The organism is Sneathiella chinensis (genome assembly GCF_012720115.1).
Classification (GTDB): Bacteria; Pseudomonadota; Alphaproteobacteria; order Sneathiellales; family Sneathiellaceae; genus Sneathiella; species Sneathiella chinensis.
In genome coordinates, this window is the sequence record NZ_VNWN01000002.1 from 885,193 (window position 1) to 909,938 (window position 24,746).

Annotated in this window: 24 protein-coding genes; 13 read left to right on the forward strand and 11 right to left on the reverse strand. The window is 56.3% G+C overall.

The features are described from left to right. The first annotated feature begins 92 nt into the window (after positions 1-92). The gene (locus FQB27_RS04240) at positions 93-854 is read left to right on the forward strand and encodes a dienelactone hydrolase family protein (RefSeq protein WP_206374289.1); all 762 of its coding nucleotides are present in this window, start codon (positions 93-95) and stop codon (positions 852-854) included. 7 nt (positions 855-861) lie between these two features. Here the strand turns inward: FQB27_RS04240 and cobT are convergent, their stop codons facing one another. The 4 genes from cobT to FQB27_RS04260 form a co-directional block, all read right to left on the reverse strand. Further along, positions 862-2,667, reverse strand: a complete 1,806-nt coding sequence (gene cobT / locus FQB27_RS04245; protein ID WP_169560066.1) for a cobaltochelatase subunit CobT — start codon at positions 2,665-2,667, stop codon at positions 862-864. A gap of 67 nt (positions 2,668-2,734) precedes the next feature. Beyond that, complete coding sequence (cobS, locus tag FQB27_RS04250; protein WP_169559601.1) at positions 2,735-3,733, reverse strand: cobaltochelatase subunit CobS; 999 nt, start codon at positions 3,731-3,733, stop codon at positions 2,735-2,737. A gap of 44 nt (positions 3,734-3,777) precedes the next feature. Continuing rightward, a complete protein-coding gene (locus FQB27_RS04255; protein WP_169559602.1) occupies positions 3,778-4,347 on the reverse strand; it encodes a J domain-containing protein in 570 nt (189 codons plus the stop codon). Positions 4,348-4,491: 144 nt separating this feature from the next. Continuing rightward, positions 4,492-4,920 (reverse strand): helix-turn-helix domain-containing protein, encoded by a 429-nt coding sequence (locus FQB27_RS04260; RefSeq protein ID WP_169559603.1) that lies wholly within the window; start codon positions 4,918-4,920, stop codon positions 4,492-4,494. A gap of 209 nt (positions 4,921-5,129) precedes the next feature. Here FQB27_RS04260 and FQB27_RS04265 point away from each other — a divergent pair, with 209 nt between their 5' ends. Both FQB27_RS04265 and FQB27_RS04270 read left to right on the forward strand, forming a co-directional pair. Next, entirely contained in the window at positions 5,130-5,402 is a 273-nt protein-coding gene (locus tag FQB27_RS04265; protein ID WP_169559604.1) for a BolA family protein, read from the forward strand. Between the two features lie 51 nt (positions 5,403-5,453). Further along, the gene (locus FQB27_RS04270; RefSeq protein WP_169559605.1) at positions 5,454-5,807 is read left to right on the forward strand and encodes a ribbon-helix-helix domain-containing protein; all 354 of its coding nucleotides are present in this window, start codon (positions 5,454-5,456) and stop codon (positions 5,805-5,807) included. On the opposite strand, the gene FQB27_RS04275 is transcribed toward FQB27_RS04270, so the two are convergent. The 4 genes from FQB27_RS04275 to FQB27_RS04290 are packed head-to-tail and all read right to left on the reverse strand — an operon-like array spanning position 5,773 to position 9,750. Next, positions 5,773-6,648: an AEC family transporter gene (locus FQB27_RS04275; protein ID WP_169559606.1), complete on the reverse strand. Its 876-nt coding sequence runs from the start codon at positions 6,646-6,648 to the stop codon at positions 5,773-5,775. The genes FQB27_RS04270 and FQB27_RS04275 overlap by 35 nt on opposite strands. A 37-nt stretch (positions 6,649-6,685) precedes the next feature. Next, positions 6,686-7,966 (reverse strand): HlyC/CorC family transporter, encoded by a 1,281-nt coding sequence (locus FQB27_RS04280; RefSeq protein ID WP_169559607.1) that lies wholly within the window; start codon positions 7,964-7,966, stop codon positions 6,686-6,688. Positions 7,967-7,978: 12 nt separating this feature from the next. Next, positions 7,979-9,136, reverse strand: coding sequence for a 3-dehydroquinate synthase (gene aroB, locus FQB27_RS04285; protein ID WP_169559608.1), 1,158 nt, complete (start codon positions 9,134-9,136; stop codon positions 7,979-7,981). 32 nt (positions 9,137-9,168) lie between these two features. Next, positions 9,169-9,750: a shikimate kinase gene (locus tag FQB27_RS04290; protein WP_169559609.1), complete on the reverse strand. Its 582-nt coding sequence runs from the start codon at positions 9,748-9,750 to the stop codon at positions 9,169-9,171. Between the two features lie 322 nt (positions 9,751-10,072). On the opposite strand from FQB27_RS04290, the gene FQB27_RS04295 reads away from it, so the two are divergent. The 4 genes from FQB27_RS04295 (at position 10,073) to FQB27_RS04310 (ending at position 14,921) form a co-directional block, all read left to right on the forward strand. After that, complete coding sequence (locus FQB27_RS04295) at positions 10,073-11,866, forward strand: hypothetical protein (protein ID WP_169559610.1); 1,794 nt, start codon at positions 10,073-10,075, stop codon at positions 11,864-11,866. Next, the gene (gene xerD, locus FQB27_RS04300; protein WP_169559611.1) at positions 11,863-12,771 is read left to right on the forward strand and encodes a site-specific tyrosine recombinase XerD; all 909 of its coding nucleotides are present in this window, start codon (positions 11,863-11,865) and stop codon (positions 12,769-12,771) included. Before FQB27_RS04295 ends, xerD begins: the two co-directional genes overlap by 4 nt. A 95-nt stretch (positions 12,772-12,866) precedes the next feature. Then, complete coding sequence (locus FQB27_RS04305) at positions 12,867-13,847, forward strand: HpcH/HpaI aldolase/citrate lyase family protein (RefSeq protein WP_169559612.1); 981 nt, start codon at positions 12,867-12,869, stop codon at positions 13,845-13,847. Positions 13,848-13,961: 114 nt separating this feature from the next. Continuing rightward, positions 13,962-14,921, forward strand: coding sequence for an acetyl-CoA carboxylase carboxyltransferase subunit alpha (locus FQB27_RS04310; protein ID WP_169559613.1), 960 nt, complete (start codon positions 13,962-13,964; stop codon positions 14,919-14,921). A gap of 116 nt (positions 14,922-15,037) precedes the next feature. Here FQB27_RS04310 and FQB27_RS04315 read toward each other — a convergent pair whose 3' ends face one another. Next, entirely contained in the window at positions 15,038-15,883 is an 846-nt protein-coding gene (locus tag FQB27_RS04315; RefSeq protein ID WP_169559614.1) for an SDR family NAD(P)-dependent oxidoreductase, read from the reverse strand. Between the two features lie 201 nt (positions 15,884-16,084). Between FQB27_RS04315 and FQB27_RS04320 the strand changes: the two genes are divergently transcribed. Together FQB27_RS04320 and FQB27_RS04325 are read left to right on the forward strand one after the other, a co-directional pair. Continuing rightward, positions 16,085-17,302: an EAL domain-containing protein gene (locus tag FQB27_RS04320; RefSeq protein WP_169559615.1), complete on the forward strand. Its 1,218-nt coding sequence runs from the start codon at positions 16,085-16,087 to the stop codon at positions 17,300-17,302. Positions 17,303-17,415: 113 nt separating this feature from the next. Continuing rightward, positions 17,416-18,291, forward strand: coding sequence for a TIGR01459 family HAD-type hydrolase (locus FQB27_RS04325; protein WP_169559616.1), 876 nt, complete (start codon positions 17,416-17,418; stop codon positions 18,289-18,291). A 105-nt stretch (positions 18,292-18,396) separates the two neighbouring features. Here FQB27_RS04325 and FQB27_RS04330 read toward each other — a convergent pair whose 3' ends face one another. Then, on the reverse strand, positions 18,397-19,050 hold the full coding sequence (locus FQB27_RS04330; protein WP_169559617.1) for a protein phosphatase CheZ: 654 nt from the start codon (positions 19,048-19,050) through the stop codon (positions 18,397-18,399). Then, positions 19,050-19,436 carry a response regulator gene (locus FQB27_RS04335; RefSeq protein WP_169559618.1) on the reverse strand — a complete coding sequence of 129 codons (387 nt, stop codon included), beginning with the start codon at positions 19,434-19,436 and terminating at the stop codon, positions 19,050-19,052. The genes FQB27_RS04330 and FQB27_RS04335 overlap by 1 nt, the downstream gene beginning before the upstream one ends. A 275-nt stretch (positions 19,437-19,711) precedes the next feature. Here FQB27_RS04335 and FQB27_RS04340 point away from each other — a divergent pair, with 275 nt between their 5' ends. The 4 genes from FQB27_RS04340 to lspA all read left to right on the forward strand — a co-directional run bounded on the left by FQB27_RS04340 (position 19,712) and on the right by lspA (position 24,739). Next, positions 19,712-20,146, forward strand: coding sequence for a MaoC family dehydratase (locus FQB27_RS04340; protein WP_169559619.1), 435 nt, complete (start codon positions 19,712-19,714; stop codon positions 20,144-20,146). Between the two features lie 10 nt (positions 20,147-20,156). Further along, positions 20,157-21,170: a bifunctional riboflavin kinase/FAD synthetase gene (locus tag FQB27_RS04345; RefSeq protein ID WP_206374294.1), complete on the forward strand. Its 1,014-nt coding sequence runs from the start codon at positions 20,157-20,159 to the stop codon at positions 21,168-21,170. Between the two features lie 270 nt (positions 21,171-21,440). After that, a complete protein-coding gene (gene ileS / locus FQB27_RS04350) occupies positions 21,441-24,263 on the forward strand; it encodes an isoleucine--tRNA ligase (RefSeq protein ID WP_169559620.1) in 2,823 nt (940 codons plus the stop codon). Next, entirely contained in the window at positions 24,260-24,739 is a 480-nt protein-coding gene (lspA, locus tag FQB27_RS04355) for a signal peptidase II (RefSeq protein WP_169559621.1), read from the forward strand. Before ileS ends, lspA begins: the two co-directional genes overlap by 4 nt. Positions 24,740-24,746 lie beyond the last annotated feature (7 nt).

Here is a 24,746-nt window from a genome sequence, read left to right on the forward strand (position 1 = left end):
TTTCTCAAAGGTTAATTGAATTTCTCTCTTGCTTCTGCGCGCCTCTGCGGCATTTCAATGGAAAATGCTGACTGAATATGAGGGAGAGAAACATGTATGCACGCAGGGATGTTGTAAAATCTGTCGGAATGTTGCCACTGGCCGTCATATTGGCTGATCCGGTGCTGGCAAGGGCCGCCGCCTCGACGCTGGAGGATGTGTCCCTGATTCTGGAGAACGGGGACCGTGTCAGGGCCTCTGTGGCCATGCCGGAGGTGACACCGGCCCCGGCGGTCATCCTGATCCATGAATGGTGGGGGTTGAACGACTATATCAAGTCCACCGCCGCAGAATTTGCAAAGGCCGGATATATCGCGGTGGCCATCGATCTGTACAAGGGGCAGGTGGCCTCAACCCCGGAAGAGGCGCGGGCCTATATGGGGGCGGTCGAGGCCCCGATTGCCGGTGAAACCCTTGCCCGATGGATTCGCTGGGCGGGGGAGCATGAAAAGGGCACAGGACGGGTCGGAACGGTTGGCTGGTGTTTTGGCGGCGGATGGTCCCTCAATGCCTCTATCAACTCTCCTGTGGATGCCACGGTGATCTATTACGGGAATGTGGCCAAGAAGGCCGAGGCGCTTCGGGCGATGGAAGGGCCGGTGCAAGGCCATTTCGCCACAGAGGACAAATGGATCAATATGGAAATGGTTGGCGGCTTTGTAGAGGAAATGAAGAAGGCCGGGCAGCCTGATCCTGAAATCTACTGGTACGAGGCCGATCACGCCTTTGCCAACCCGTCAGGGGGTCGGTATGACCAGGCGGATGCGCAACTCGCCTGGTCCCGAACGGTGGCCTTCCTGAAGGCGCACCTTTAAGGTTCGATCACCACTGCTTCGCGCTTTTGCGGGTGGCAACCTTGTCTTCATCGAACAGATCGGCAAGCTGTTCCATCATGACGCCGCCCAATTGTTCGGCATCGATAATGGTCACGGCTTGCTGATAGTATCGGGTCACATCATGGCCGATACCGATGGCGATCAATTCCACCGGGGATTTTTTCTCGATCCAGTCGATAACATCCCGCAAGTGCCGGTCCAGATAGTTGCCGGCATTGACGGACAGGGTGCTGTCGTCTACCGGTGCCCCGTCGGAAATCACCATCAGGATGCGCCGCTGTTCCGGGCGTCCCAGCAACCTGTTATGGGCCCAGAGAAGGGCTTCGCCGTCGATATTCTCTTTCAGCAGGCCCTCGCGCAGCATCAGGCCAAGGGACTGACGGGCGCGCCGGTAGGGATAATCCGCCGGCTTGTAGACAATATGGCGCAGGTCATTGAGGCGGCCGGGGTTGGGTTCCTTGCCCTGTTCCAGCCACTTCTCGCGGGATTGCCCGCCTTTCCATGCACGGGTGGTAAAGCCGAGAATCTCGACCTTGACCGAGCACCGCTCAAGGGTTCTGGCCAGAATATCGGCGCAAATGGCGGCCACGGAAATGGGCCTGCCGCGCATGGAGCCGGAATTGTCGATCAGCAGGGTCACGACCGTATCCCGGAAATCCGTATCCTGTTCCTGCTTGAAGGACAGGGGCAGCAGAGGGTCCACAACCACACGGGACAGGCGAGCCGAATCCAGCATGCCTTCTTCCAGATCAAATTCCCATGACCGGTTCTGCTGCGCGAGCAGTTTCCGTTGCAGGCGGTTGGCAAGCCGACTGACCAGCGATTGCATGCTGTTCAGTTGCTGATCCAGTTGCTGGCGCAAGCGGCTGAGTTCATCATGATCACACAGGTCATTGGCATGGACCACCTCGTCAAACTCGGTGGTGAAGGCCTTGTATGTGGGGCCTTCATGGAAGTTTCTGAAGTCATCCGGGTAGGACGGTTTGCGATCCTTGCCGGCTTCATCCCCACTGGAGGAGGTTTCCTGTTCAGCGGATTCGCCAGCCTCCATATCGCTGCTGTCGTCCCCGGCACCTTCCTGTGCGGTGGCGTCTTCTGCGGCACTGCTTTCCTGGGCTTCCTCGTCGCCTTCTGCGCCGCTGCTTTCCGCCTCCTGATCCTGTTCCCCCTCATCGCCGTCGCCAGCTTCGTCGCTTTCAGACGGGCTGCCTTCCGCATCATCAAAGAGGTCCAGATCCTTCAGGAGCTTTTTGGCCGCAGCCGCAAATTCCTTCTGGTCTTCCAGTGTATCAAGCAGGGCGGCGAAATCCTCTCCGCCCTTTGTTTCGATCTCGTCCCGCCACAGGTCCACCATGTTGGTGGCGGAGGAGGGAACCGGGGTTCCTGTCAGCTTTTCGCGGACCAGCATTCCAAGAACTTCGGCCAGCGGGGCTTCTGCCTTGTCGTAGACACGGTCAAAGCCCATTTCCTTGCAGCGCCGGTCAAGCTGGCGATAGAGGTTGTCCGAGACGCCTTTCATGCGGTTGGCGCCAATGGATTCCACACGCGCCTGTTCAATCGCATCGAAAATGGCTTTGGCGTCGCCGCCAGCGGGAACCAGCTTCGCGTGTAGCTTGTCATCGTGATAGCGTTTGCGCAGGGCCAGACTGTCCGATTGTCCCCGGATCAGGTGGATGTCCTCAAGCGGCAGGTTCCGGGCCGGGTTCGGCAGCCGGGCCCGGTGGGCGGACATGCCCGGCTGGTCAGTCCCGAAGGTGACCTCCAGTTCCTTGTCCTGTGACATGGCCCGCATTGTGGCCGTCACTGCCCGCTTGAACAGTTCCGCCGGGGCTTCTTTGTTCTTGGAAAGTGCCACAGTTTTAGCCGATGCTGATGTTAGCGGAGGATTCCGGCAGTTCTTCACCAAAGCTGCGCTGATAATATTCAGCCACGATCGGCCGTTCCATCTCGTCGCACTTGTTGAGGAAGGTCACCCGGAAGGCAAAGCCGACATCACCGAAAATCTCGGTGTTTTCTGCCCATGTGATTACGGACCGCGGGCTCATGACCGTCGAGATATCACCGGAAATAAAGCCGGAGCGGGTCAGTTCGGCGCAGGCGATCATGGACTTGACTGTCTTGCGACCGGCATCCGTGTCATAGGTCGGCAGCTTGGCGAGAACGATTTCCGTTTCCACAGCCTCTGGCAGATAGTTGAGGGTGGTAACGATGTTCCAGCGGTCCATCTGGCCCTGGTTCAGTTGCTGGGTGCCGTGATAGAGGCCGGTGGTATCGCCAAGGCCGATGGTGTTGGTGGTGGCGAACATCCGGAAGGCCGGGTGCGGGCGGATAACCCGGTTCTGGTCCAGAAGTGTCAGCTTGCCTTCTACCTCAAGAACGCGCTGGATCACGAACATCACGTCCGGACGACCGGCGTCATATTCATCAAAAACGATTGCGGTGGGATGTTGCAGCGCCCATGGCAGGATACCTTCGCGGAATTCGGTGATCTGCTTGCCATCGCGCAGGACAATGGCGTCCTTACCGACCAGATCCATACGAGAGATATGGCTGTCCAGATTGATCCGGACACAGGGCCAGTTCAGGCGCGCGGCGACCTGCTCAATATGGGTGGACTTGCCTGTACCGTGATAGCCCTGAACCATGACCCGGCGATTGAACGCAAAGCCGGCCAGAATGGCCATGGTGGTGTCGTGGTCAAACACATAGGTTGGGTCCAGATCGGGGACACGCTCGGTATGCTGGCTGAAAGCGGGGACTTCCAGATCGCTGTCAATCTTGAAAACGTCCCGGACAGAAACCTTGATGTCTGGGAGGTTGATTTCCGGCGCGGTACCGGCGAGTTCTAAAGGCGTCATAACTGTTCCGTATCTCGAAGTAGAATTGTTATTTACGGTTACCCTTATGAGTTACCGCAAGATAGAAGATGTGTATAGGCCTGGTTGATGTTTTTCAGGATTTCCTCGGCCTGTTTGTCCCCGCCGCGTGTGTCGGGATGGTATTTCTTGGCAAGCTCCTTGTGGCGGCGCTTGATTTCCTTCAGGGTGCACCCCGGGGTCAGGTTCAGGGTTGCCAGGGCCTCACGTTCCTTGGCATCCATCTTCCGGGCCTGGTTATTCTGGTGGCTGTCGCCCTGAAACCCTGAAAAGGGGTTTTCGGTTTCTTTCCTGAATTCAAACGGATCATCATAGACATGGTCTGGCCGGATGGTGGCGGTGCGGCTGCCCATCTTCCAGGTGGGGCGATGCCCTGTGATGTCGTCGTCCTTGTATTTCAGTACCTCGTCATCAGACATGCCATCAAAGAAGTTCCAGGACTTGTTGTAGTCCCGGACATGGCGCAGACAAAACCAGTGATAGTCGTCAGGGTTACCCCGGTCGAGCATTCTGGTTTTAGGGGCTTTAAATTCACCATTTTCCGCGCAATCTTCGAAATCACACAGGCGACTATGGCTGTTTACGGTATCGTTCATGAGGGTCTGACGTCTGAAACTTTAATGCTGGGAACATTATGAGTGTTTCGGGACGGGGAAACAAGCCTGTCAGAGCCTTAAAATGTGGATTCAAGGGGAGAGATCACAGCCCCGGCAAAGATCGGGGCTGTGGTCGGCATCGGGTTAGTGGGTGCCGGTTTGCGACAGGGCCCGTGTCAGGTGACTGAGGGCATCCTGATAGCGCTCATTCTCGATCTGGGAGAAATTCCGGGCCATTTCAAGGCACATCCTCTGGCGTGAGGTGGTCTCGGTTGTGTCCGTGGGGCTGAGCCCTTCGTAAAAATAACTGATAGGGACATTGAGGGCGAAGGCGATGCTGTAGAGACGCCCGGCTGAAATGCGATTGATCCCCCGCTCGTATTTGTGAGCCTGTTGATAGGTAACCCCGATCAGGTTTGCCATCTGTTGTTGTGTATACCCCAGCAGGATGCGTCTTTCGCGAATTTTTCCGCCAACATGCGCATCTATCTGGCGAACTGTTTTTTCTTCACCTGCCGGTGTATCTTGAGGGACCGTATGAACTTTTTGTCTGGCTTTAGAGTGACTTGTCATTTTGTTCTCCGGTATGGACATTATGAATTTGCTTGAAAAGCTCCTTAGTATATTTGCACTAACCTTATATAAGATAATTTTAATTTTATTTCGCCGCAATGAATAATTGGAAAAACATTCATGCGCGTGTTTATAGTGTCTGCACGATATAGTGGTAACCGGACACGCTTACTTGAAAGCGCGCGTATAGTTGATGGAAAGGGCCGGACATGACTGTGGCAGAACGTGTGGAACAGAAACTTAAAGATGCCTTTTCTCCGGCAACACTGGACGTTATTGACGAGTCCCATTTGCATGCCGGTCATGCCGGGGCCAGACCCCAAGGCGAGAGCCACTTTCGCGTGCATATCGTCGCTGACGCCTTCGAAGGAAAATCAAGGGTGGAACGGCAACGGATGATTTATCAGGTTCTGGATGCGGAAATGAAGACGGATATTCATGCTCTTGCGTTGGTGGTAAAAGCAACCAGTGAGGGTGTGTGAATTAAAATTTTAGCAACCAATAGTGGTTGAATGGAGCTCTGATACGACTAAATGGACATGCACGGGTTTGGGAAGACCGAGCCTGCAGCCATCGGCGGATCGGAGCTTTTTATGTCAAAAATCGCATCTCAAACTCTTATAAATCGAAATATTACCCTGAAAAATCCAGAAACAGGCGAATCTCACCGCACCAGCATCCGTCTGGAGAAGGTGGAATGGGACGCGCTCAGGATTATCTGCAGGCAGACGGGAATGACCCTGCATCAGTTCTGTATGCAGGTTGAACGTGATCCCGCCCGCACGGAACATTCCCGCACATCGCGTATTCGCTCCGCCATTCTGGGGTACTTTCTGCGGGTGCAATCAAGCGTTACAGAAGGTAGTAGAGGAGAAGCGGCAAGGTAGCGAAGGACAACAGGGTGGAAATCAGGACGCTGCCGGCAACCTGTGCGGGAGCCCGGCCGTAGCGGAGGGAAAACAGATAGTTGAATACCGCGACCGGCATGGCACTTTCCAGAATGAGGACACCGCGTGCCGCCCCCTCAAGATTGAAGGCCCATGACAACCCCCACCCGACGCCGAACCCCATGGCCAGACGGGCCACGGAAATGCCTGAGGCCAGATGCAGATGCTTCACCGACAGGCTGGCGAGACTGACACCGAGGGCCATCAGCATCAGCGGGATGGTGATGCCGCTGAGCAATTCCGTGGTGTCGGTGATCCATTCGGGAACATGGATATCAGCAGCCCGCAGACCGAGAGACAGCAGAGCCGCATAGATAAGAGGGGTCTTCAAAAGTGTCTTGAAGGAACTGGACCCGGAGGCCAGCCAGACGCCAAGGGTGAATTGCAGAACAGCGTTCACCGTGAAGATGGCCAACGCCAGCGTCAACCCTTCCTCGCCAAAGGCAAAGAAACAGAGAGGGAGGCCCATATTTCCAGAATTTGGAAATATGAGGGAGGGCAGAAATGCCCGGTAATCCAACTTCCAGAGTTTCAGCAGAACAAAGCCGATCACAAGGAAGCAGGCGACCGCGAGGACGCCGATCATGCCGAATTCCAGAAACTCGGTCAGGGCCATGTCCAGTTGGACCAGTGTTGTGAAAACAAGGGTCGGCGCGCCGATATTGGTCACCAACCCGGTAATGGTTTCCATGTGAAACTGGCGGTTGGTTTTTGCCCAATAGAACCCCAGTCCGGCGCAGACCAGGACCGGGGCGATGACATTGAACAAAATCTGGTACATGGGCGCTCCGGTCCGTTCCTGTCGGGGGGCGGTGCCCCTAGACGTCCGACAGGGGGGTGATCTGCAATTCGGTTATCTGATTGCCTTCCCGTGACAGGATTTCAAACCGGTAACCGTAGAAGATAAACCCTTGCCCCTCTTCGGGGATGGTCTGGGCCTCATGGATCACCAGTCCGGCAATGGTCGCGGCCTCTTCGTCGGGAAGGGACCAGTTGCACTGACGGTTGAGGTCACGAATGGTGACAGAGCCCTTGGTGATGACGGACCCGTTCTCCAGAATGTCGACGCCGGTAACCTCCACGTCATGCTCGTCCGAGATTTCACCGACGATTTCCTCAAGAATGTCCTCAAGGGTGACCAGTCCCATCAGGGCGCCATATTCATCCACCACAAGGGCGAAATGGGCATGCCGTTCCAGAAAGGCGTTGAGCTGACTGCGAAGCGTCGTGGTTTCCGGTACGAAATAGGGTTCGGACGCCAAATCCTCGATCTTCAGGTTGGAATAATCTCCGTGCAGGGGAATGACAGCCCGCAGCAGGTCCTTGGCGTGGATAACACCGATGATGTTTTCAGGATCATCCCGCCAGACGGGCAAGCGCGTATAGGGGCTGGTCAGGACCTGATCCAGAATTTCGGAAACCGGCTTGTTGGCATCGACAGTTTCCACATTCTTGCGGTGGACCATGATCTCGGACAGGTCCACCTCGTCCATGTCGAGGATGGTGTCCAGCATGTAGCGTTCCTGCATGATGATCCCGGCATCCTCGGAATGCAGGTCGATGGCACCGCGCAGTTCGTCCTGGGCGGCGTGGACAGCCTCCTGGGAGTCATGATCCGATGAATTCACCCCACACAGCCGAAGTGTGACATCGACCACGGCATTGACCCCAAGAACGATCGGGGACAGTACGACAATGGCCGGTTGCAGGATCGGGGCGGAGAACCGCGCCACGGAAATGGGGCGGCGCAAGGCGTAGGTTTTCGGCAGCACCTCGGCAAAGATCAGCACAAGCGCTGTCATGATCAGGGTGGCGTAGACAACCCCGATCTCGCCAAACAGGGAGATCAGCAGGCTGGTGGCCAGCGCCGAGGACAGGATGTTGACCAGATTGTTCCCCAGCAAAATAGAGGCGATCAGCTTGGTATGCTGATCCCTGAGCCGGTTGACAATGCCGGCCCGTTTGTCGCCAGCCTGTTCCATTTGATGAAGACGGGCCCGTGAGGCAGCCGTCAGAGCGGTTTCTGAACCGGAGAAAAAACCGGATAGTATGAGCAGAAAGATAATCGCGCCCAGCGATATGATAAGCTCCAGATCCATTTCTCGGCCTCGTTACTCCTTGCCTGATTGTTGGATAAAGTGATCAAGAACGGCCAGAACTTCCTGTTCCTGCACGTTCTGTGTACGGATGGCATTGCCAATTGCCTGCAAGACAATAAAGGTCAGGTTGCCCTGATCCACTTTCTTGTCCTGATACATATGGGATAAAAGATTGCGGGCCTCCCATGTCAACCCTTCGATAGCGGGAAGATCGGTCAGCAGGCCCGTGGCCCGGTAGTGGCTGGCAACCCGTTCGCAATCCTGCGTGGTGATGGCCCCGGACCGGGCAGACAGTTCCATGGCCATCAGCATGCCAAGGGCCACCCCTTCGCCATGGACCAGTTCAGGCCCGTATTTGACTTCGGCCTCAAGCGCATGACCAAAGGTATGCCCAAGGTTGAGAAGGGCCCGGACACCGCTTTCCCGTTCGTCCTGTGCCACGATATCCGCCTTGGCGCGGACGCTTGTTTCCACCGCATGAATGCGGGCTTCCAGATCCCCGTCCATAACGGCCGAGCCGTGTTTCTCCAGCCATTCGAAAAATGAAAAATCACCGAGCAGGGCGTATTTCAACACCTCGGCATAGCCGGCGCGGATTTCACGGGCGGGCAGGGTCGCCAGCAGGGAAATATCCGCCAGCACAAGCTTTGGCTGATAAAAGGCGCCAATCAGGTTCTTGCCATAGGGGCTGTTGATGCCTGTCTTGCCGCCAACGGAACTGTCCACCTGTGACAGAAGGGTGGTCGGAATCTGGACAAAATTCATGCCCCGCTTCAGCGTGGCGGCGATAAACCCGGTCAGGTCCCCGACAATGCCGCCGCCAAGGGCGATCAGGCATTCATCCCGCGCAGGATTGGTCGCCAGAATGTCATTCATCAGGGCGCCATAGCTTTCAAGGCTTTTGCTGCCTTCACCCGGTTTGACAATAAATGCCGTATGCTCGAACCCGGATTGGTCCAGGGAGTGTTGCAGGGTTTCCAGATGCAGCCTTGCGACCGTTTCATCGGTGATGATGGTGACCCGTTTCCGTTTCAGAACCTGTTCAAGGCGGACCCCGGCCGTTTCCAGCAGGTTGGCGCCGACAACGATATCATAGGACCTGTCGCCAAGCTCGACCCGGACGATTCTTTCGGGGGGTGTCTGTGCAGCTTCTTGAGGGCGGTTTTGCATTCTTTACTCTTTTTAGGATGACGGTCGCGGGACTATGAAAAATCGGACAGGGCGTCGATGATTTTTTTGACAACGATTTCATGAGGCCCGTCGCCACTTTCCACGGTGATATCCGCTTCTGAATATACGGGATAGCGGACGGCTATCAGGTCTTCCAGGATTTTTCGGGGTTCACCGGTTTTAAGTAGGGGGCGGGTATCACGCTTGAGGCATCGCTTCAGAAGAATATCCAGATCAGCGTGCAGCCATACGGACCGCCCGTTTTCCCGAATGAGTTTGCGGGTTTCCGGGTCCATGAACGCGCCGCCGCCGGTGGCAAGGATGTGCTGCGGCCCTGCCAGCAGGCGGGAAATCACTTTCCGCTCTCCCTTGCGGAAGGCTGCTTCGCCATGTTGGTCAAAAAATTCCTGAATGGTCAGATTGGAGGCGGTTTCGATTTCATGGTCCGCATCCCGGAAGGGCAGCCCCATGGTTTTCGCCAGCCGTTTCCCAACCGAGCTTTTACCGGCTCCCATCAATCCGACAAGGACAATGGTCCTGCCGCCTTTTCGGGGGGATTCTGATGATTTTTGTTCTTCTCTTGTCGGACCCAGCGTGTCACTCTCACTTGTCATCGTTTTACTGTTCGCAATCCTGCTGCCGCCCTATAGTGTGAATGAGGATATTCCAGCCAAGGCGGTTGATGTATTTCCTGTAGGCATGCTAGTTGTTTAAGCCAAATTTATGACATAATCGCAGCTTAGCAACGCAAATAGCAACATTATTGCGATTGGTGGGTTCGTTTTTACCAACAAATCAAGGTTTAGTGACGTCGAATGTCGAAAATTTCTTTATTTCTTTTGTTTTTGATCGCTGCAATCGTTGTCGGTGGAAGCGTCTTTTTGTCCGCCTGGGATATTCCCGCCCCGACCGTACAGGTGGAAAGGGTTATTCCCAATGATCAGTTCCCGAAATAAGACACTTGTTGGCGGTCTGGCCCTTTGCCTGACCGCCTCAGTTCTGTTCGTGCCCGGGAAGGGCGCGGCAACGGAAAAGCCCAGAAGCCTGGTCCCCGGTTTCGTTCAGGAACAGAACGATCAGACATCCCCCGGCCAACCGGCCGAAGCTGGTTCTGAAAGAAGCGGCGGGGCGCTGGACCGTGAGGTTCCCCGCTCTCGCGAGGGCCTGATTGTCGAGCGGTTGGACGCCATAAACCCTGCATCAGTAGGCCTGATCGGGTCGGATGACGGGGGGCTGGGAGCCTCCCTGTGGCGGGGCACGGAGCCACGGGTTATTGATCTGCTGTATTCAGGGATGCCAACCTCCTCTGTCTCGGCACAGACCCGGGATTTACAGCGGCGGTTTCTGCTGACCGGGGCGCTGGTTCCCGGCTCGCAGGAAGTGGGCCAATCGATTCTTGAAACCCGCCTGAGAAAATTGCGGGATGCGGGGCTTGGCGCGGATGCGGTTCGAATGCTGGACCGGTTGCCGTTGGGGTCGAAAACCGCCGCGACGGACGCCCTGCATGCGGATCTGGCCCTTCTGGCCGGTGAAAATGACAAGGCCTGTGCACTTAGGGATGCGGCTTCGACAGACAGTTTTCAGGTGAAGCTGGATATTTTCTGCAAGCTGCTGGCCGAAGATTTTGATCGTGCCGAGCTTGGCGCCTCCCTGCTGGCAGAGCAGGGCGAGAAAGACCCGCTATTCTTTGCGCTGGTCGCCCGTCTGGCCGGGGGCGAAGGGGCCGTCAAGGTGGCGCAGGATACCCTGTCCGGGCTGGATGTGGCCATGATCCGGGCTGCTGGTCTGTCTCTTGACGGGGCCGCTTTTGATCGCGCCCCCTCGGGGGTGGTTGCCGCCTTGATGAAGGCGCCTTCGGTGCTGACATCGGGGCAGGGCGACCTTGCGTTTCGTCTGGCCCGCGAAGGGCTGTTGCCTGCTGCGGATTTGCGTGCGCTTCTTGAAGGTGCTGGCAAGGCGGACAGCAAGGCCGCGCCTTCAAGCGTTGATGCGGTTTACGGCGCATTGCTAAAGGCTGTGTCAGATGCGTCTTCTGCATCGGCCAAGGCGGAGCAGTTGGAGACCCTGTTCAGTCTGGCGTCCGCCAACGGGGATTTCAGTGTCATTTCGGCGCTGGTCATTGATGATGTAGCCGGGCTTGAGCCTGACGCCTATGTCGCGAATTTTGAATTGCAGGCCCTAAAAGCCCTGATTTTGCATAACCGGTTTGAGGCGGCCTCTGAATGGGAGCGGCATATTCGCCGGTCCGCCCTGCAGGGCAACGCGGCAGAGCGGCTGGCCGCCCGGAAAACCGTGGCGAAACTGGATGCCTATCTTCTGTTGGCAGGGGGGCAGTCCCTGTCCCGCTGGAACCAGAGCAGTCTGGTGGGGTGGTTGAACGCGGTTGCAGACGATCCCGAGCAGGCCTCGAAAACGGAATTTCTTCTGTTGTCGCTGGAAGCGCTGGGATACAGCATCAGCGCCGAAGATTGGGAAGAGGCGCTGCCTGCGGCCCTGTCTGCGGTTTCGGGAACCTCCAACGGGGTGCTTGAGAGAAACCTGACGGCAGCGGCAGGGAACCGGCGCGTTGGTGAAGTGGTCGGGCTGTCCCTTGCCTTGCTGGGCAAGGATGGGGCGGAAACCCTATCGTCCAATAGTCTGGCGGTGGTCCTGTCGGGCCTGCGTGCGGTCGGGCTTGAGCGGGAGGCCGGGCGTCTTGCGTTTGAGGCGGCCCTGTTCCGGAATTTATGACCCGGCTTTCGCATTTGCCGGAAATGTTTCTGGAGATGCTTCTTGTGGAACGAGGGGCATCTCCCCATACGCTGGATGCGTATCGGCGGGATCTTGAGGATCTTGCCGCCTTTCTGAACCGCCGTGACGCGGACTGGAAAAGCTGTACGGCCGTTCATCTAAAGGCCTATGTCCGGGAACTGGCCGATGCCGGGTTGGCCAACGCCACCCAGTCCCGCCGGTTAAGCGCCATCCGGCATTTCTTTTCCTTTTTGTTGGCGGAAGATGTGCGATCAGATGATCCGTCGCAGAATATCGACAGACCGACGACCGCCCAAAGATTACCCAAATATCTGAGCGAAGGGGAAGTGGATGCCCTGTTCGGTGCCGTCAAGGGGAACGGGCCAGAGCCGCTTCGCCTGATGGCCCTGCTGCAGATTCTCTATGCCACCGGGATGCGGGTCAGCGAGTTGGTCAGCCTGCCTTATCCGCCCCTTCGCAAGGAAGACGCGTTTCTGGTCATCCGGGGGAAGGGAGGCAAGGAAAGGCAGGTGCCGCTGAACGGAGAGGCCCGGAACGCGCTGGAGACCTATATGGCGGTGCGCGAGACTTTCATGGCACATGCGGATCATTCCCCGTGGCTGTTCCCGTCGCGGGGCAAGGCCGGGCATCTGACCCGGCAGCGATTTGCACAGATGCTAAAAGAACTTGCGGGACTGGCAGGGCTGGACCCAGCCCGGGTTTCACCGCATGTGTTGCGTCATGCCTTTGCAAGCCATTTGCTGGCGGGCGGGGCCGATCTTCGGTCCTTGCAAAAGATGCTGGGTCATGCGGATATTTCCACCACCCAGATTTATACCCATGTTCTGGAGGAGAGGCTGGTGAGTACGGTAAAATCTCATCACCCTCTCGCAGGTGCAAAATAAATTGCGGTGAAACTTGACAGTTTGACGCGGTTGCAGCAATCCTTTGTCCCAGAACTTCAAGAAACACATAAAAAACAGAGAAGGTACTGATTGCGATGAGCTTTACGATCCCCGAGCTTTGCACCTCCCGTCTGAACCGGTGTGAACTGGCTGTGCCCGGTTCCAGCCCGAAATTCTTCGAAAAGGCTGCGAAATCCAACGCGGACGCCATTTTCCTGGATCTGGAAGACGCCGTTGCGCCCAGTGACAAGGAACAGGCCCGCAAGAACATCATCGAAGCCCTGAACGACATCGACTGGGGCGACAAGGTCATGTCCGTTCGCATCAACGGCCTTGATACCCATTACATGTACCGGGATGTCATCGATATCGTGGAAAAGGGCGGTGAACGTCTGGACCTGATCATGATCCCGAAGGTCGGAACAGCGTCTGACATTTATGCACTGGACATGCTGGTCACGCAGGTCGAGACCGCCATTGGCCGGAAAAAGAAGATCGGTTTTGAACTGATCGTCGAAACTGCCCTCGGAATGCAGAATATTCACGAAATCGCCGCCGCCAGCAAGCGCAACGAGAGCCTGCATTTCGGTGTTGCGGACTACGCAGCCTCCACCAAGGCGCGGACAACCTCTATCGGTGGTCCGAACCCGCTTTATGGTGTGCTGACCGATCCGGCGGAAGACGGCTCCCGCGATTATCACTGGGGCGATATGTGGCATTATGCCATTGCCCGCATGGTGGTTGCGGCGCGGGCCAATGGTCTGCGGGCCATTGACGGTCCGTTCGGCGATTTCTCCGATCCGGATGGATATCGGGCGCACGGCAACCGGGCGGCCATTCTGGGTTGTGAAGGCAAGTGGGCCATTCACCCGAGCCAGATTGACCTTGCCAATGAAATCTTCACGCCGGATGAAAAGGAAGTTGCCAAGGCACGCCGGATTCTGGAAGCCATGGAAAAGGCACAGGCAGAAGGCGCCGGTGCGGTGGCACTGGATGGCGGGCTGATCGATATTGCCTCCATCAAGCAGGCGGAAGCCCTTGTCAAACAGGCGGATATTATCGCTGCACGCGGATAATCCTCGCAAATCCGAGGTAAGTCTCTTAAATTAGGCGGAACGGTTCATTGACGGAACCGTTCCGCCTATTTAATAATCCGGTACGGATTTACGGTTTTTGGACAGAGTTTGAAAATGAGCACTTTTCTTGATTTTGAAAAATCAATTGCAGATCTTGAAGGCAAGATCCGGGGTTTGGAGGGGCTGGAGGAAACCGGCGATCTGGAAATTCAAGAAGATGTGAACAAGCTGCGCCAGAAATCTGATCAACTGATCCGAAGCATCTACAGCAAACTGACACCGTGGCAGAAGACGCAGGTGGCCCGGCATGTGGATCGTCCCAAACTTTGTGAAATTACAGACCGCCTGATCGAGGATTTCATCCCGCTGGCCGGGGACCGGCTGTTCGGTGAGGATCACGCCATCGTTGGCGGTATGGGACGTTTCCGGGGGCGCACCGTGATGGTCATCGGTACGGAAAAGGGAAATGATATCGAAAGTCGGTTGCGGCACAATTTCGGTATGGCCCGCCCGGAAGGATACCGCAAGGCACAGCGCCTGATGAAAATGGCCGATCAGTTCGGCATTCCGGTTCTGACTTTTGTGGATACGTCCGGTGCCTATCCTGGGATCGGCGCAGAGGAGCGCGGACAGGCCGAGGCCATTGCCCGCTCCATTCAGGTTAGCATGGACCTGCGGGTTCCGGTCATTGCCGCCATCGTCGGTGAGGGCGGTTCCGGCGGTGCGGTTGCCATTGCCACCGCAAACCGCGTGATCATGTTTGAAAACGCCATTTACTCCGTTATTTCCCCGGAAGGCTGTGCCGCCATTTTGTGGAAAACCCGCGAGAAGGCGCAGGACGCCGCGACAGCCATGAAGCTGACAGCGCAGGACCTGAAGGAACTGGGTGTTATTGACACCATCGTGGAAGAGCCGCTGGGCGGTGCCCATCGGAATGTCCGTGCGGCCATTGATGCCCTTGGCGATGCCGTCGAGGCAGAGCTGGAAAGTCTGGCTGGCAAGGAGCCGGGTGAACTTCGGGAAGATCGCCGCAACAAGTTTCTGGCCATGGGCCGGGTCAACGGTCTGTCCTGACCTGACCGCACCGGTATCGGGCCGGTATGAACATGTAAAAAGGGGCCTGCATTTGCGAGGCCCCTTTTTCTTTTCGGAATGGTTTTTTCAGCGCAGTGCGGGTGCGCGGGCCGGGCTTACAAACCCATCTTGCTTTTGAAGGCCACGCCCATCTGCTTGACGGATTCCTGATGCGGGGTCCAGTGCCGCCCACCGATCATGCCACCATCGACAACAAGGTCCGTTCCATTGATGAACGAGGATTCATCGGAGGCAAAGAATACGGCCGCATAGGCGATATCCTCAGGCAGGCCGGCACGCGGAATAGGCTGCGCCCCGGACAGAAGCTGGCCCGCGACCTCGGCGCTTTTATCGGCGGCCTCCCCGGTCAGGCCAAGGGCCTTGCCGAAAATGCCGGTGGCTGTCGCCCCGGGCGAGATGGAATTTACCCGGACATTGCTTTCGCCAAGCTCCATGGCGGTGCTGCGGGTCAGTTGCAGAACGGCGGCCTTGGCGCTGCTATAGACCATGGAGGTGGAGTATCCCGCCAGATGACCGGCAATACTGGCATTGTTGATGATGCTTCCGGACCCTTGGGCTTTCATGATGGGGGCCACATGCTTGATCCCCAGCAGGACCCCGCCAAACAGGACGGAGACCGCCTTCATCGCCTGTTCGTAATCGATGGTCTCGACGCTGCCGACCGGGGCGGGGCCACCGGCATTGTTAAACAGCACATCGATCCTGCCAAAGCGGGAGTGGGTCCACTCCACCAACCGGGCGACATCGGCCTCGACCGAGACATCGGCTCTTTGGAAGTGGACATTTTCCCCCAGTGTTTCCTGTATTTTCTGCCCTTCCTCCTCGCGGCGGCCGGCAAAGACCACGGTGGCCCCTTCCTGCTGGAAGATCTCGACGGATTTCAAACCGATCCCGCTGGTCCCCCCGGTGATAATTGCAACCTTCCCTGACAATCGTCCCATTTTTCACATCCCTGTTATTGTGTGATTATTCAGTTTGTTGAACTCAGTTGACGCAAATATCAGATAAAAATCAAACATTTTTACCTTTTGGTAAGCCTGTTTTCCCAAAGTAAAACAAAGGACTTGCCGTTCAGCGTTTGAATGATCCAAGTCCTGACTGTATGCTCCGGAAAACAGGTTGAACAGAAGAGGGTGCCGTTCGTGCTATACCATATCGTGATTGTGGCTGCGTATGCATTGACCGCCGTGGTTATTGCGCGTCAGTTGCCAGCCTATATGACGGATCTGGAGCCAGTGATTGCCTATTGGGTGGCGGGGACCTTCTTTCTGGTTTGTGCGTTGCTGCATGAATTTATCATGCGCCGGGTGGAACGGACCCATCTGCAAAAGGAAATGCAGGTCATGCGCCGGGATCTGGCGGACGCGGAAAGCGGGCTGGAACGGTTCGAGAATATTCTGGGCGGACTGGCAGGCGATGACGCCGATATGGACAGTTTCGCGGGCGAAATGCGGATGCTGCGCAAACTTCTCAACCAGCTTTCCTCCGAAATGCAGAACGAAGAGAAGAAATATCATCTTGAGCCGGGTGGGGATGATGGTCAGGTGCCGTATGGAACCCGGCCCTCGTTGGTCGCGGAGCAGGGCACGCCCGAGCGGGACCCCGTTGCCAGCCGGGATGAGATTCTGGAGATTGTCCGCTCGGGACTTCAGGAAAACAAGGTTGATTTGTATCTGCAGCCGATTGTCCGCCTGCCACAGCGCCGGACGCGGTTTTACGAGGCGTTTTCCCGTATTCGCGGCCCTCGGGGCGAGGTCATTACACCGGGCCAGTATTTAAGCGTTGCGGAAGAGGCCGGGTTGATCGGGACCATCGACAACCTGTTGCTGATCCGGTGCGTGCAGTTGATCCGCCGGGTTCGCCAGCGCAATGCCGAAATGGGCTTCTTTGTGAACGTGTCGGCCAGAACCATGCGGGACACGTCTTTCTTCCAGCAGTTCATCGAATTTCTGGACCGGAATGCGGACCTGCAGGACAGCCTGATCCTTGAATTCGCGCAGGAAGATGTGGACAACGCCACTGAACAGGTGAAGCAGGGTATGGAAACCCTTGCCAATATGGGATTTTCCTTCTCGATGGATCGAGTGAGGCGGCTGGATATGGATTTCCAGCAGCTTGGAAAAAGCAATTTCCGGTTTCTGAAGGTGGATGCGGCGAACCTGCTGCCGGGCGGCGAGGGGTTGCCGATGAATATCCATCCCGATGACCTGCAGGAGGCCCTCGCGCGGGCGGAAATAGAACTGATCGCCAGCATGGTCGAGGACGAGGATACGGTGATTGGCCTGCTGGACGTGGAAATCGCCTTTGGGCAGGGCTATCTGTTCGGCATTCCCAAGCCCCCTCAAAAAGCCGACTACTGAAGAGCGTATCCCCCGCTTCGGGGCGCCCGCATTGTTTGCTTTCCAATGATTGTTGACGGGTCCTGTTTCCGGGGCTATTCCTGTCTCCTTACTTTTAAGCCCGTGGAGACAGTATGTCCTTTCAGATTGCGACCGGCCTTTCTTCTTTTGCCGACAAATATGAAGCGTTTATTCTCGATTTGTGGGGTGTCGTGCATGACGGAACGAAGCCCTATCCGGGGGCGCTTGACTGCATGGCCAAGCTGCGGGAGGGCGGACGCCCGTTGCTTCTTCTGTCCAACGCTCCGCGGACCAATGATTTCGTTTCTGAATTTCTGGTCAGCATCGGTGTTCCCGAAGACAGCTACGACCATCTGCTGACATCCGGAGATATGACCCATTATATCCTGAAGGACGGCACCCATGAGTTCCTGCAGGGCCGGGGCAAGAATTTCTATCAGATCGGCGCTGAGAAGGATCGCGGTGTGGATGCGGGCCTTGACTATACTCGTGTCTATGAACTGGACGAGGCGGATTTCATCGTCTGTACCGGTCTTGTAAATGACGATGTGGAAACGCCGGATGAATACCGGGAACTGCTGATCCGGGCCGCCGGGCTGGACCTGCCCATGTTCTGCGCCAACCCCGACCTGACGGTCATGAAGGGGGACAAGATCCTGTATTGTGCGGGCGCGCTTGCCGCATTGTTCGAGGAACTGGGCGGCAAGGTGGAGCTGTTCGGAAAGCCTTATCCGTGGGCATACAAGCTGGCCATGGAGCAACTGGGCGTAACGGACCCGTCCAAAATTCTGGCGGTTGGCGACAGCATGCGGACCGATATCAAGGGGGCCACTGGCATGGGCATGCACAACGTGCTGGTCAGCGGTGGCATCCATGCGGAAGAGTGGGGGCTGGCACCGGGCGAGCGTCCCACGGAAGGTCAGGTTGAAGATGTATCAGAGGCCCATGGCTTCAAGCCGACTTATGTTGTCGGTCACATGACCTGGTAATCCGAAGCGGATTTAACGAAGAACGGGCGGGCAGATCAGAATCTGCCCGCCCGTTTTGTTTGGAGTATTTGTTGAAGGAGATCCGATCCGGCAGGAGCCGCGGGATCAACTGAACAGGGCGTCGATATCGTCCTGATCGATTGCCTCACCCATTTTCAGGTCTTCCTCTTTCTTCTTTTTTCTGTCGTCAGGGGAAGCAGGCTCGTTTGCTGCCGCAGGGGCTTCTGCCGGGGCGGCATCATTGAACATTTCATCCACAAAATTCTGGTCGACCCCTTCCCCTTCCAGGGCGGGACCGTTCAGCAGGGACGCTTCCTCGTCAAGAGGGGCGTCTGTATCCAGAGAGGGGGCGTCCGCATCCTTCTCGTGACCCCAGGCGCGTGTCACCTTGTCGAGATAGTTCTCGATATATTCAAGGGTTGAGACGACCTTGCTGATCCGCTGTCCGGTGATGTCCTGAAAGGAACAGGCCTCGAAAATCTCCATGCAGGCATCGTTCACCACATCGGCTTCCGTGACACGGGCAGCCATGATCTTTTCCGTGGCTTCCATGATCTGGTTCGTGGCGGCCTCGGTGGAGGCGACGATGGCGTCAAGCTCCTTGCCAGCGCGGGGCAGCTTGTCCTGCTTCAGGTTATCGGGTCTGATTTGGGCAATTTCCGACCGGGCGGAAACGATAAAGGTAACCAGATCCCGACAATCCCTGTGCAATGACTCTATTTCGGCGCGAAGGCTTTCGACTTCGTCTGAGGCGGTCATTAGAACTCGCCCAGAACCGCTGCCATTTTGGTTTTGAGAGTGGCTGCGTTGAACGGTTTTACGATATAGTTGTTCACGCCGGCTTTCTTGGCGGCGATCACGTTGTCGGTTTTCGATTCCGCCGTGATCATGATGAACGGGGTGGCCTTCAGGGATTCGTCTGCGCGGACTTCCTGCAGAAGCTGGTAGCCGGTCATGGGCTCCATGTTCCAGTCGGAAATGATCAGGCCATATTTGCGGGTACGCATCTTGGCAAGGGCAGCAGAACCGTCCGACGCCTCGTCAACATTATCGAAACCAAGTTGTTTCAGGAGGTTGCGAATAATACGCAACATCGTCTTGTAGTCATCGACGATCAGGATCGGCATGCTCGTGTCGACTGCCATGGAATTACCCTCTTACATTGTTTGTGTATTTAAACTCTTGTTTTCGAAATGGCCGCAGCCACCACTTGTGTTGCTGCCAGAATTTAAGCAGCGAAACTAAAAAAATGGTTAATGCAATGGGCCAAGTTCGTTAAAGGCAGGCAATTTTCTGTTGTGTTCGCGCCTGCATCACCTGAAACTCGGTGCCGGCGTGTCAATCATGGGCAAGGCCTTGCGCCCCTTGCTTCTTTATTCGTATATTGCAATGCACAACATAAAAAGAGTGGGTGGACCCAATGAGCGTTTTTGAACAGTTGCACGGCTTTTTCCTTGAGGACCTGTCCGTTGGCATGAGTGATATGTTTGCGAAAACCATTACCGAAGCGGATATCATCCTGTTTGCCGGGGTGTCCGGCGATACCAACCCGGTGCATCTGAATCACGAGTTCGCCGAGCAAACCATGTTCAAGGCAAGAATCGCTCATGGCATGTTGTCCGCCAGTCTTCTGTCCACGGTTTTCGGCACCAGGCTGCCGGGGCCGGGTGCCATTTATATGAACCAGAACCTGAACTTCAAGGCGCCGGTCGGGATCGGTGATACGGTCGTGGCCAGGGTGGTTATCCGGGAAATCAACGGCAAGCGGGTGACATTCGATTGCGAATGTACGGTTGGCGATACCGTTGTACTGGATGGAGAGGCCACTTTGATGGTATCCAGACGGCCACAATAACAAACAGAATATGGAATATGGAGTAGGGCTGATGCGCATCTTGCGGAAATATACGGATGTTCCATCGGAATGCCGCGGCCTTGTGCTGGCGATCGGGAATTTTGACGGGGTCCATCGTGGTCACCAATCAGTGATTGCCCATGCACAGGAAGAAGCGAAGAAAAGAGGCGTGCCAGCCGGGGTGATGACGTTTGAGCCCCATTCACGGGAGTTTTTTGCCCCCGATGCGCCGCCGTTCCGGTTGAGCGATCTGGAAACCAAGGCGGCTCATCTGAACTGGCTGGGGCTGGATGTGATGATTGCCCTCAAGTTCGATCTTGAGTTTTCGCAAAAATCGGCAGAGGCCTTCGTCAAGGATGTGCTGGTCGATGGGTACGGGGTCAGTCATGTGGTCGTCGGTTATGACTTCATTTTCGGGCACAAGCGTCAGGGCACCACGGTCGTCCTGTCCGAACTGGGCCGGAAATACGGGTTTGGCGTCACGGTAGTCGAACCGGTGGGCGAGAGCACCACGATCTTTTCCTCCACCGCCATTCGGGAATGCCTTGCCGCCGGAGACCCGCACCGGGCCGCCAATCTGCTGGGGCATTGGTGGGAAGTGGAAGGCCGTGTCATTGAGGGGGACAAGCGGGGCCGCACAATCGGCTTCCCGACGGCCAATATTCCCATTACCCGGTATCAGCAGCCCAAGCTGGGGGTCTATGCGGTGCGGGTCGGCTTGCATGAAGGCAACGGAACCGTGTGGGTCGATGGTGTTGCCAATTTTGGTCGCCGCCCCACATTCGACAAGCAGGACATTCTGCTTGAGGTGCATTTGCTGAATTTCGATCAGGATTTGTACGGCAAGAAAATTCGCGTGGCCTTTGTCGACTATATCCGCGAGGAGATGAAATTCTCCGGTATCGAGGAGTTGGAGGCTCAAATTCACAAGGATGTGGAGACCGCTGTCCGGCTGCTGTCCGAGGATGAAAATCGTCAGGGCCGGTATGCGGACAAGAAGGGGGCTGTGTCCGGCGCAGCCTGAAGGATTGATATTTCCCAAGAGAGAAACTGATATCTCGACAGCTTTTGACGGACTTGATAAAACTACCGCCATGAAAACGCAGCTTATCAAAAGAGATGCCCGGCCCTTTGGGGGCACCCTGTGTCGAATTATTTGCCCGGCCTTATGGTTTTAAGGTCGGGTCTGGTTGGCTTCTGCCTGAGTTTTTCGTTGAGAAGCCAATGTCCGAGCGCCGCGCCGCTCGCTGTAATCAGCTTACCAAATCAATACTGTTAGGATCAGTTTGCCACCATGAGCACTGACTATAAATCGACGCTTTTCCTGCCTGCAACCAACTTCCCCATGAAGGCCGGCCTGCCCAACAAGGAGCCGGGACTTCTGGAGCGGTGGGAAACCATGAACCTGTTTGGCCTGCAACGGGCACAATCCAAGGGCCGCGAAAAATTCATCCTTCATGATGGCCCTCCCTATGCCAACGGTCATCTGCATATGGGCCATGCGATGAACAAGGTTCTGAAGGACGTGATCAGCCGCAGCCAGCAGATGATGGGCAAGGATGCCCATTATGTTCCGGGCTGGGATTGCCACGGCCTTCCCATCGAATGGAAGATCGAGGAAAAATACCGCAACGAAGGCAAGAACAAGGACGAGGTTCCGGTTGTTGAGTTCCGCAAGGAATGCCGCGAATTTGCCGATCATTGGGTCGACATCCAGCGGGAAGAATTCAAGCGCCTTGGTGTGATCGGTGAATGGGATCGTCCCTACCTGACCATGAGCTATGACGCGGAAGCACAGATTGTCCGCGAGTTGCTGAAATTCTCCATGAACGGCGGCCTGTATCGCGGGTCCAAGCCCGTCATGTGGTCCCCGGTCGAGAAAACCGCCCTTGCCGAAGCCGAGGTCGAGTATCACGATCATACCTCCACGACGATTTATGTGCGTTTCCCGGTGGTCAAGGGACCAGACGCGTTTTCCGGCGCCACGATCCTGATCTGGACCACCACCCCATGGACGATGCCGGGGAACCGGGCGATTTCCTATGGTCATGACATTGATTATGTGGGGGTTGAGGTGACAGCTGTGGAAGAAGGGTCCCTTGCCGTTGTCGGTGAGAAATTCCTTGTGGCCGAAGCCTTGCTGGAAGACGTGCAGAAGGAAGCCGGTATTTCCGCCTGTACCCCATTCTGGACCGGAAAGGGATCCGAATTCGCAGAGGTAGTCTGCCAGCATCCGTTCCACGGCAAGGGGTATGAATTTGATGTTCCGCTGTTGGATGGTGATCACGTCACGACCGATGCCGGTACCGGCTTTGTCCATACGGCGCCGGGTCATGGTCAGGAAGACTATGAGGTTGGCAAGAAATTTGGCATCGAAATTCCGCAGACCGTTGACGAGGATGGAACCTTCTACAAGCATGTTCCCCTGTTCGCAGGCGAGCATGTCTACAAGTGCAACGACCATGTCGCGGATGAACTGGAAGCCGTCGGCGCGCTGATGAAGCGCGGCAAGATCAAGCACTCCTATCCGCATTCATGGCGGTCCAAGGCACCGCTGATCTTCCGGAATACGAGCCAGTGGTTCATCTCCATGGAGACCAACAACCTGCGCGAAATCGCCCTGAAGGCCATTGACGATACCAAGTGGTATCCGAAATCCGGTCATCGGCGGCTTTATTCCATGGTTGAGAACCGCCCGGACTGGGTTCTGTCCCGTCAGCGGGCCTGGGGTGTCCCGATCACCATTTTCGTGAACAAGGAAACCGGTGAAATTCTGCGCGATGAGGCGGTCAACAACCGCATTGTCGAGATCACCGAGAAGGAAGGTTCCGACGCCTGGTTCGACTCCAGTGCCGACCGGTTCCTCGGCGCGGATTATGACCCGAATGACTATGAAATGATCATGGATATTCTGGACGTCTGGTTCGATTCCGGCAGCACCCATGCCTTTACGCTGGAAAACCGGCCGGAACTGAAATGGCCAGCGGACCTCTACCTGGAAGGCACAGACCAGCACCGGGGGTGGTTCCACTCCTCCTTGCTGGAATCCTGCGGCACCCGGGGCCGTGCGCCCTATGATGCGGTGCTGACACACGGGTTTGTTCTGGACGGCAAGGGGCGCAAGATGTCCAAGTCCCTTGGCAACATCATCGCCCCGGAAAAGATCATCAAACAAAGCGGCGCCGATATCCTGCGTCTTTGGGTGGTGGCCTCCGACTACACGGATGACTTGCGGATCAGCAACGAGATCATTCAGGGGCAGGTAGACAGCTATCGTCGTTTGCGGAACACCCTGCGCTACATCCTTGGTAACCTTGCCGAATGGGATGAAAGCGAACGGGTGGATGTCGCGGAAATGCCAGAGCTGGAACAGTGGGTCCTGCACCGTGTTTCCCAGTTGGATGAGCAGATCCGCCACAATTGCAAGGAATACGAATTCAGTCGCATGTTCTCTGCGATCCTGAATTTCTGTACGCTGGAACTGTCCGCCTTCTATTTCGATATCCGCAAGGATGTCCTGTATTGTGACGGTCAGAATGATCTGCGCCGCCGGGCGGCCAGAACGGTTCTGGATCAGTTGTTCCATTGCCTGACATCTTGGTTGGCACCCATTCTGGTGTTCACAGCCGAGGAAACATGGTTGGCCCGCTTCCCGGGCGAGGAAAGCAGCGTTCACCTGAACCAGTTCCCAACCATTCCGGCGAACTGGCGCAATGATGACCTGCACACCCGTTGGTCCAAGGTTCGGGCGTTCCGCCGGGTCGTAACCGGCGCCCTTGAAATCGAACGCCGTGAAAAGCGGATCGGGGCCAGCTTGCAGGCGGCACCGGTTGTTTATGTGAACGAGGACTATAACGACCTTCTGACAGGGCTGCCACTGGATGATATCTGTATCACATCCGGCCTGACCCTTGAGGTGGGCGAGGCACCGGACGGGGCGTTCACCCTTGAGGATGTGCCGTTTGTTGCCGTTGTTCCGCAGTTGGCGGAAGGTGACAAGTGCCAGCGTTGCTGGAAGGTGCTGGACGAGGTTGGCACCCACGAGACACACAAGGACCTGTGTCATCGGTGTGCTGATGTGGTCGAGGGAATGGAACTGCCGGCGGAAGCGTCGTGAGTCCGGTCCTGCGGCTTGGGTTGATCGTGGCGACGGTGACCGTCGCCATTGATCAGGCCTTCAAGATTTACATGGTCGATCTGATGGCCGGGTATCCCTATGGCATCAAGGTCACGTCCTTTTTCAATCTGGTGATGGTCTGGAACAGTGGTGTCAGTTTCGGGATGTTCGCTGGCGGGGAAACGACCCGTTGGCTTTTGATCGGACTGTCCCTTGCCATCAGTCTTGTGCTGGTTGTTTGGCTGGCCCGGGCTCACCAGAAGATACTGGGTTACGGGCTGGGGCTAATCCTTGGCGGGGCGCTTGGTAATGTTGCTGATCGCCTTCACTGGGGCCGGGTTGCGGACTTCTTCGACTTCGATTTGATCTTCATGAGATGGCCTGCTTTCAACATCGCGGATGTCGCCATTGTGTGCGGTGTTATCCTGATGCTTATTGAAAACTTGTTTCTCGAACCAAAATCTACTAGAAAGTAGACATCAA

What these genes read in the sequence shown, in the direction of transcription:
- FQB27_RS04240 (WP_206374289.1), top strand. Translation starts at nt 93, where the DNA reads ATGTATGCACGCAGGGATGTTGTAAAATCTGTCGGAATGTTGCCACTG.
- cobT (WP_169560066.1), bottom strand. Translation starts at nt 2,667, where the DNA reads ATGCGGGCCATGTCACAGGACAAGGAACTGGAGGTCACCTTCGGGACT.
- cobS (WP_169559601.1), bottom strand. Translation starts at nt 3,733, where the DNA reads ATGACGCCTTTAGAACTCGCCGGTACCGCGCCGGAAATCAACCTCCCA.
- FQB27_RS04255 (WP_169559602.1), bottom strand. Translation starts at nt 4,347, where the DNA reads ATGAACGATACCGTAAACAGCCATAGTCGCCTGTGTGATTTCGAAGAT.
- FQB27_RS04260 (WP_169559603.1), bottom strand. Translation starts at nt 4,920, where the DNA reads ATGACAAGTCACTCTAAAGCCAGACAAAAAGTTCATACGGTCCCTCAA.
- FQB27_RS04265 (WP_169559604.1), top strand. Translation starts at nt 5,130, where the DNA reads ATGACTGTGGCAGAACGTGTGGAACAGAAACTTAAAGATGCCTTTTCT.
- FQB27_RS04270 (WP_169559605.1), top strand. Translation starts at nt 5,454, where the DNA reads ATGGACATGCACGGGTTTGGGAAGACCGAGCCTGCAGCCATCGGCGGA.
- FQB27_RS04275 (WP_169559606.1), bottom strand. Translation starts at nt 6,648, where the DNA reads ATGTACCAGATTTTGTTCAATGTCATCGCCCCGGTCCTGGTCTGCGCC.
- FQB27_RS04280 (WP_169559607.1), bottom strand. Translation starts at nt 7,966, where the DNA reads ATGGATCTGGAGCTTATCATATCGCTGGGCGCGATTATCTTTCTGCTC.
- aroB (WP_169559608.1), bottom strand. Translation starts at nt 9,136, where the DNA reads ATGCAAAACCGCCCTCAAGAAGCTGCACAGACACCCCCCGAAAGAATC.
- FQB27_RS04290 (WP_169559609.1), bottom strand. Translation starts at nt 9,750, where the DNA reads ATGACAAGTGAGAGTGACACGCTGGGTCCGACAAGAGAAGAACAAAAA.
- FQB27_RS04295 (WP_169559610.1), top strand. Translation starts at nt 10,073, where the DNA reads ATGATCAGTTCCCGAAATAAGACACTTGTTGGCGGTCTGGCCCTTTGC.
- xerD (WP_169559611.1), top strand. Translation starts at nt 11,863, where the DNA reads ATGACCCGGCTTTCGCATTTGCCGGAAATGTTTCTGGAGATGCTTCTT.
- FQB27_RS04305 (WP_169559612.1), top strand. Translation starts at nt 12,867, where the DNA reads ATGAGCTTTACGATCCCCGAGCTTTGCACCTCCCGTCTGAACCGGTGT.
- FQB27_RS04310 (WP_169559613.1), top strand. Translation starts at nt 13,962, where the DNA reads ATGAGCACTTTTCTTGATTTTGAAAAATCAATTGCAGATCTTGAAGGC.
- FQB27_RS04315 (WP_169559614.1), bottom strand. Translation starts at nt 15,883, where the DNA reads ATGGGACGATTGTCAGGGAAGGTTGCAATTATCACCGGGGGGACCAGC.
- FQB27_RS04325 (WP_169559616.1), top strand. Translation starts at nt 17,416, where the DNA reads ATGTCCTTTCAGATTGCGACCGGCCTTTCTTCTTTTGCCGACAAATAT.
- FQB27_RS04330 (WP_169559617.1), bottom strand. Translation starts at nt 19,050, where the DNA reads ATGACCGCCTCAGACGAAGTCGAAAGCCTTCGCGCCGAAATAGAGTCA.
- FQB27_RS04335 (WP_169559618.1), bottom strand. Translation starts at nt 19,436, where the DNA reads ATGGCAGTCGACACGAGCATGCCGATCCTGATCGTCGATGACTACAAG.
- FQB27_RS04340 (WP_169559619.1), top strand. Translation starts at nt 19,712, where the DNA reads ATGAGCGTTTTTGAACAGTTGCACGGCTTTTTCCTTGAGGACCTGTCC.
- FQB27_RS04345 (WP_206374294.1), top strand. Translation starts at nt 20,157, where the DNA reads ATGGAATATGGAGTAGGGCTGATGCGCATCTTGCGGAAATATACGGAT.
- ileS (WP_169559620.1), top strand. Translation starts at nt 21,441, where the DNA reads ATGAGCACTGACTATAAATCGACGCTTTTCCTGCCTGCAACCAACTTC.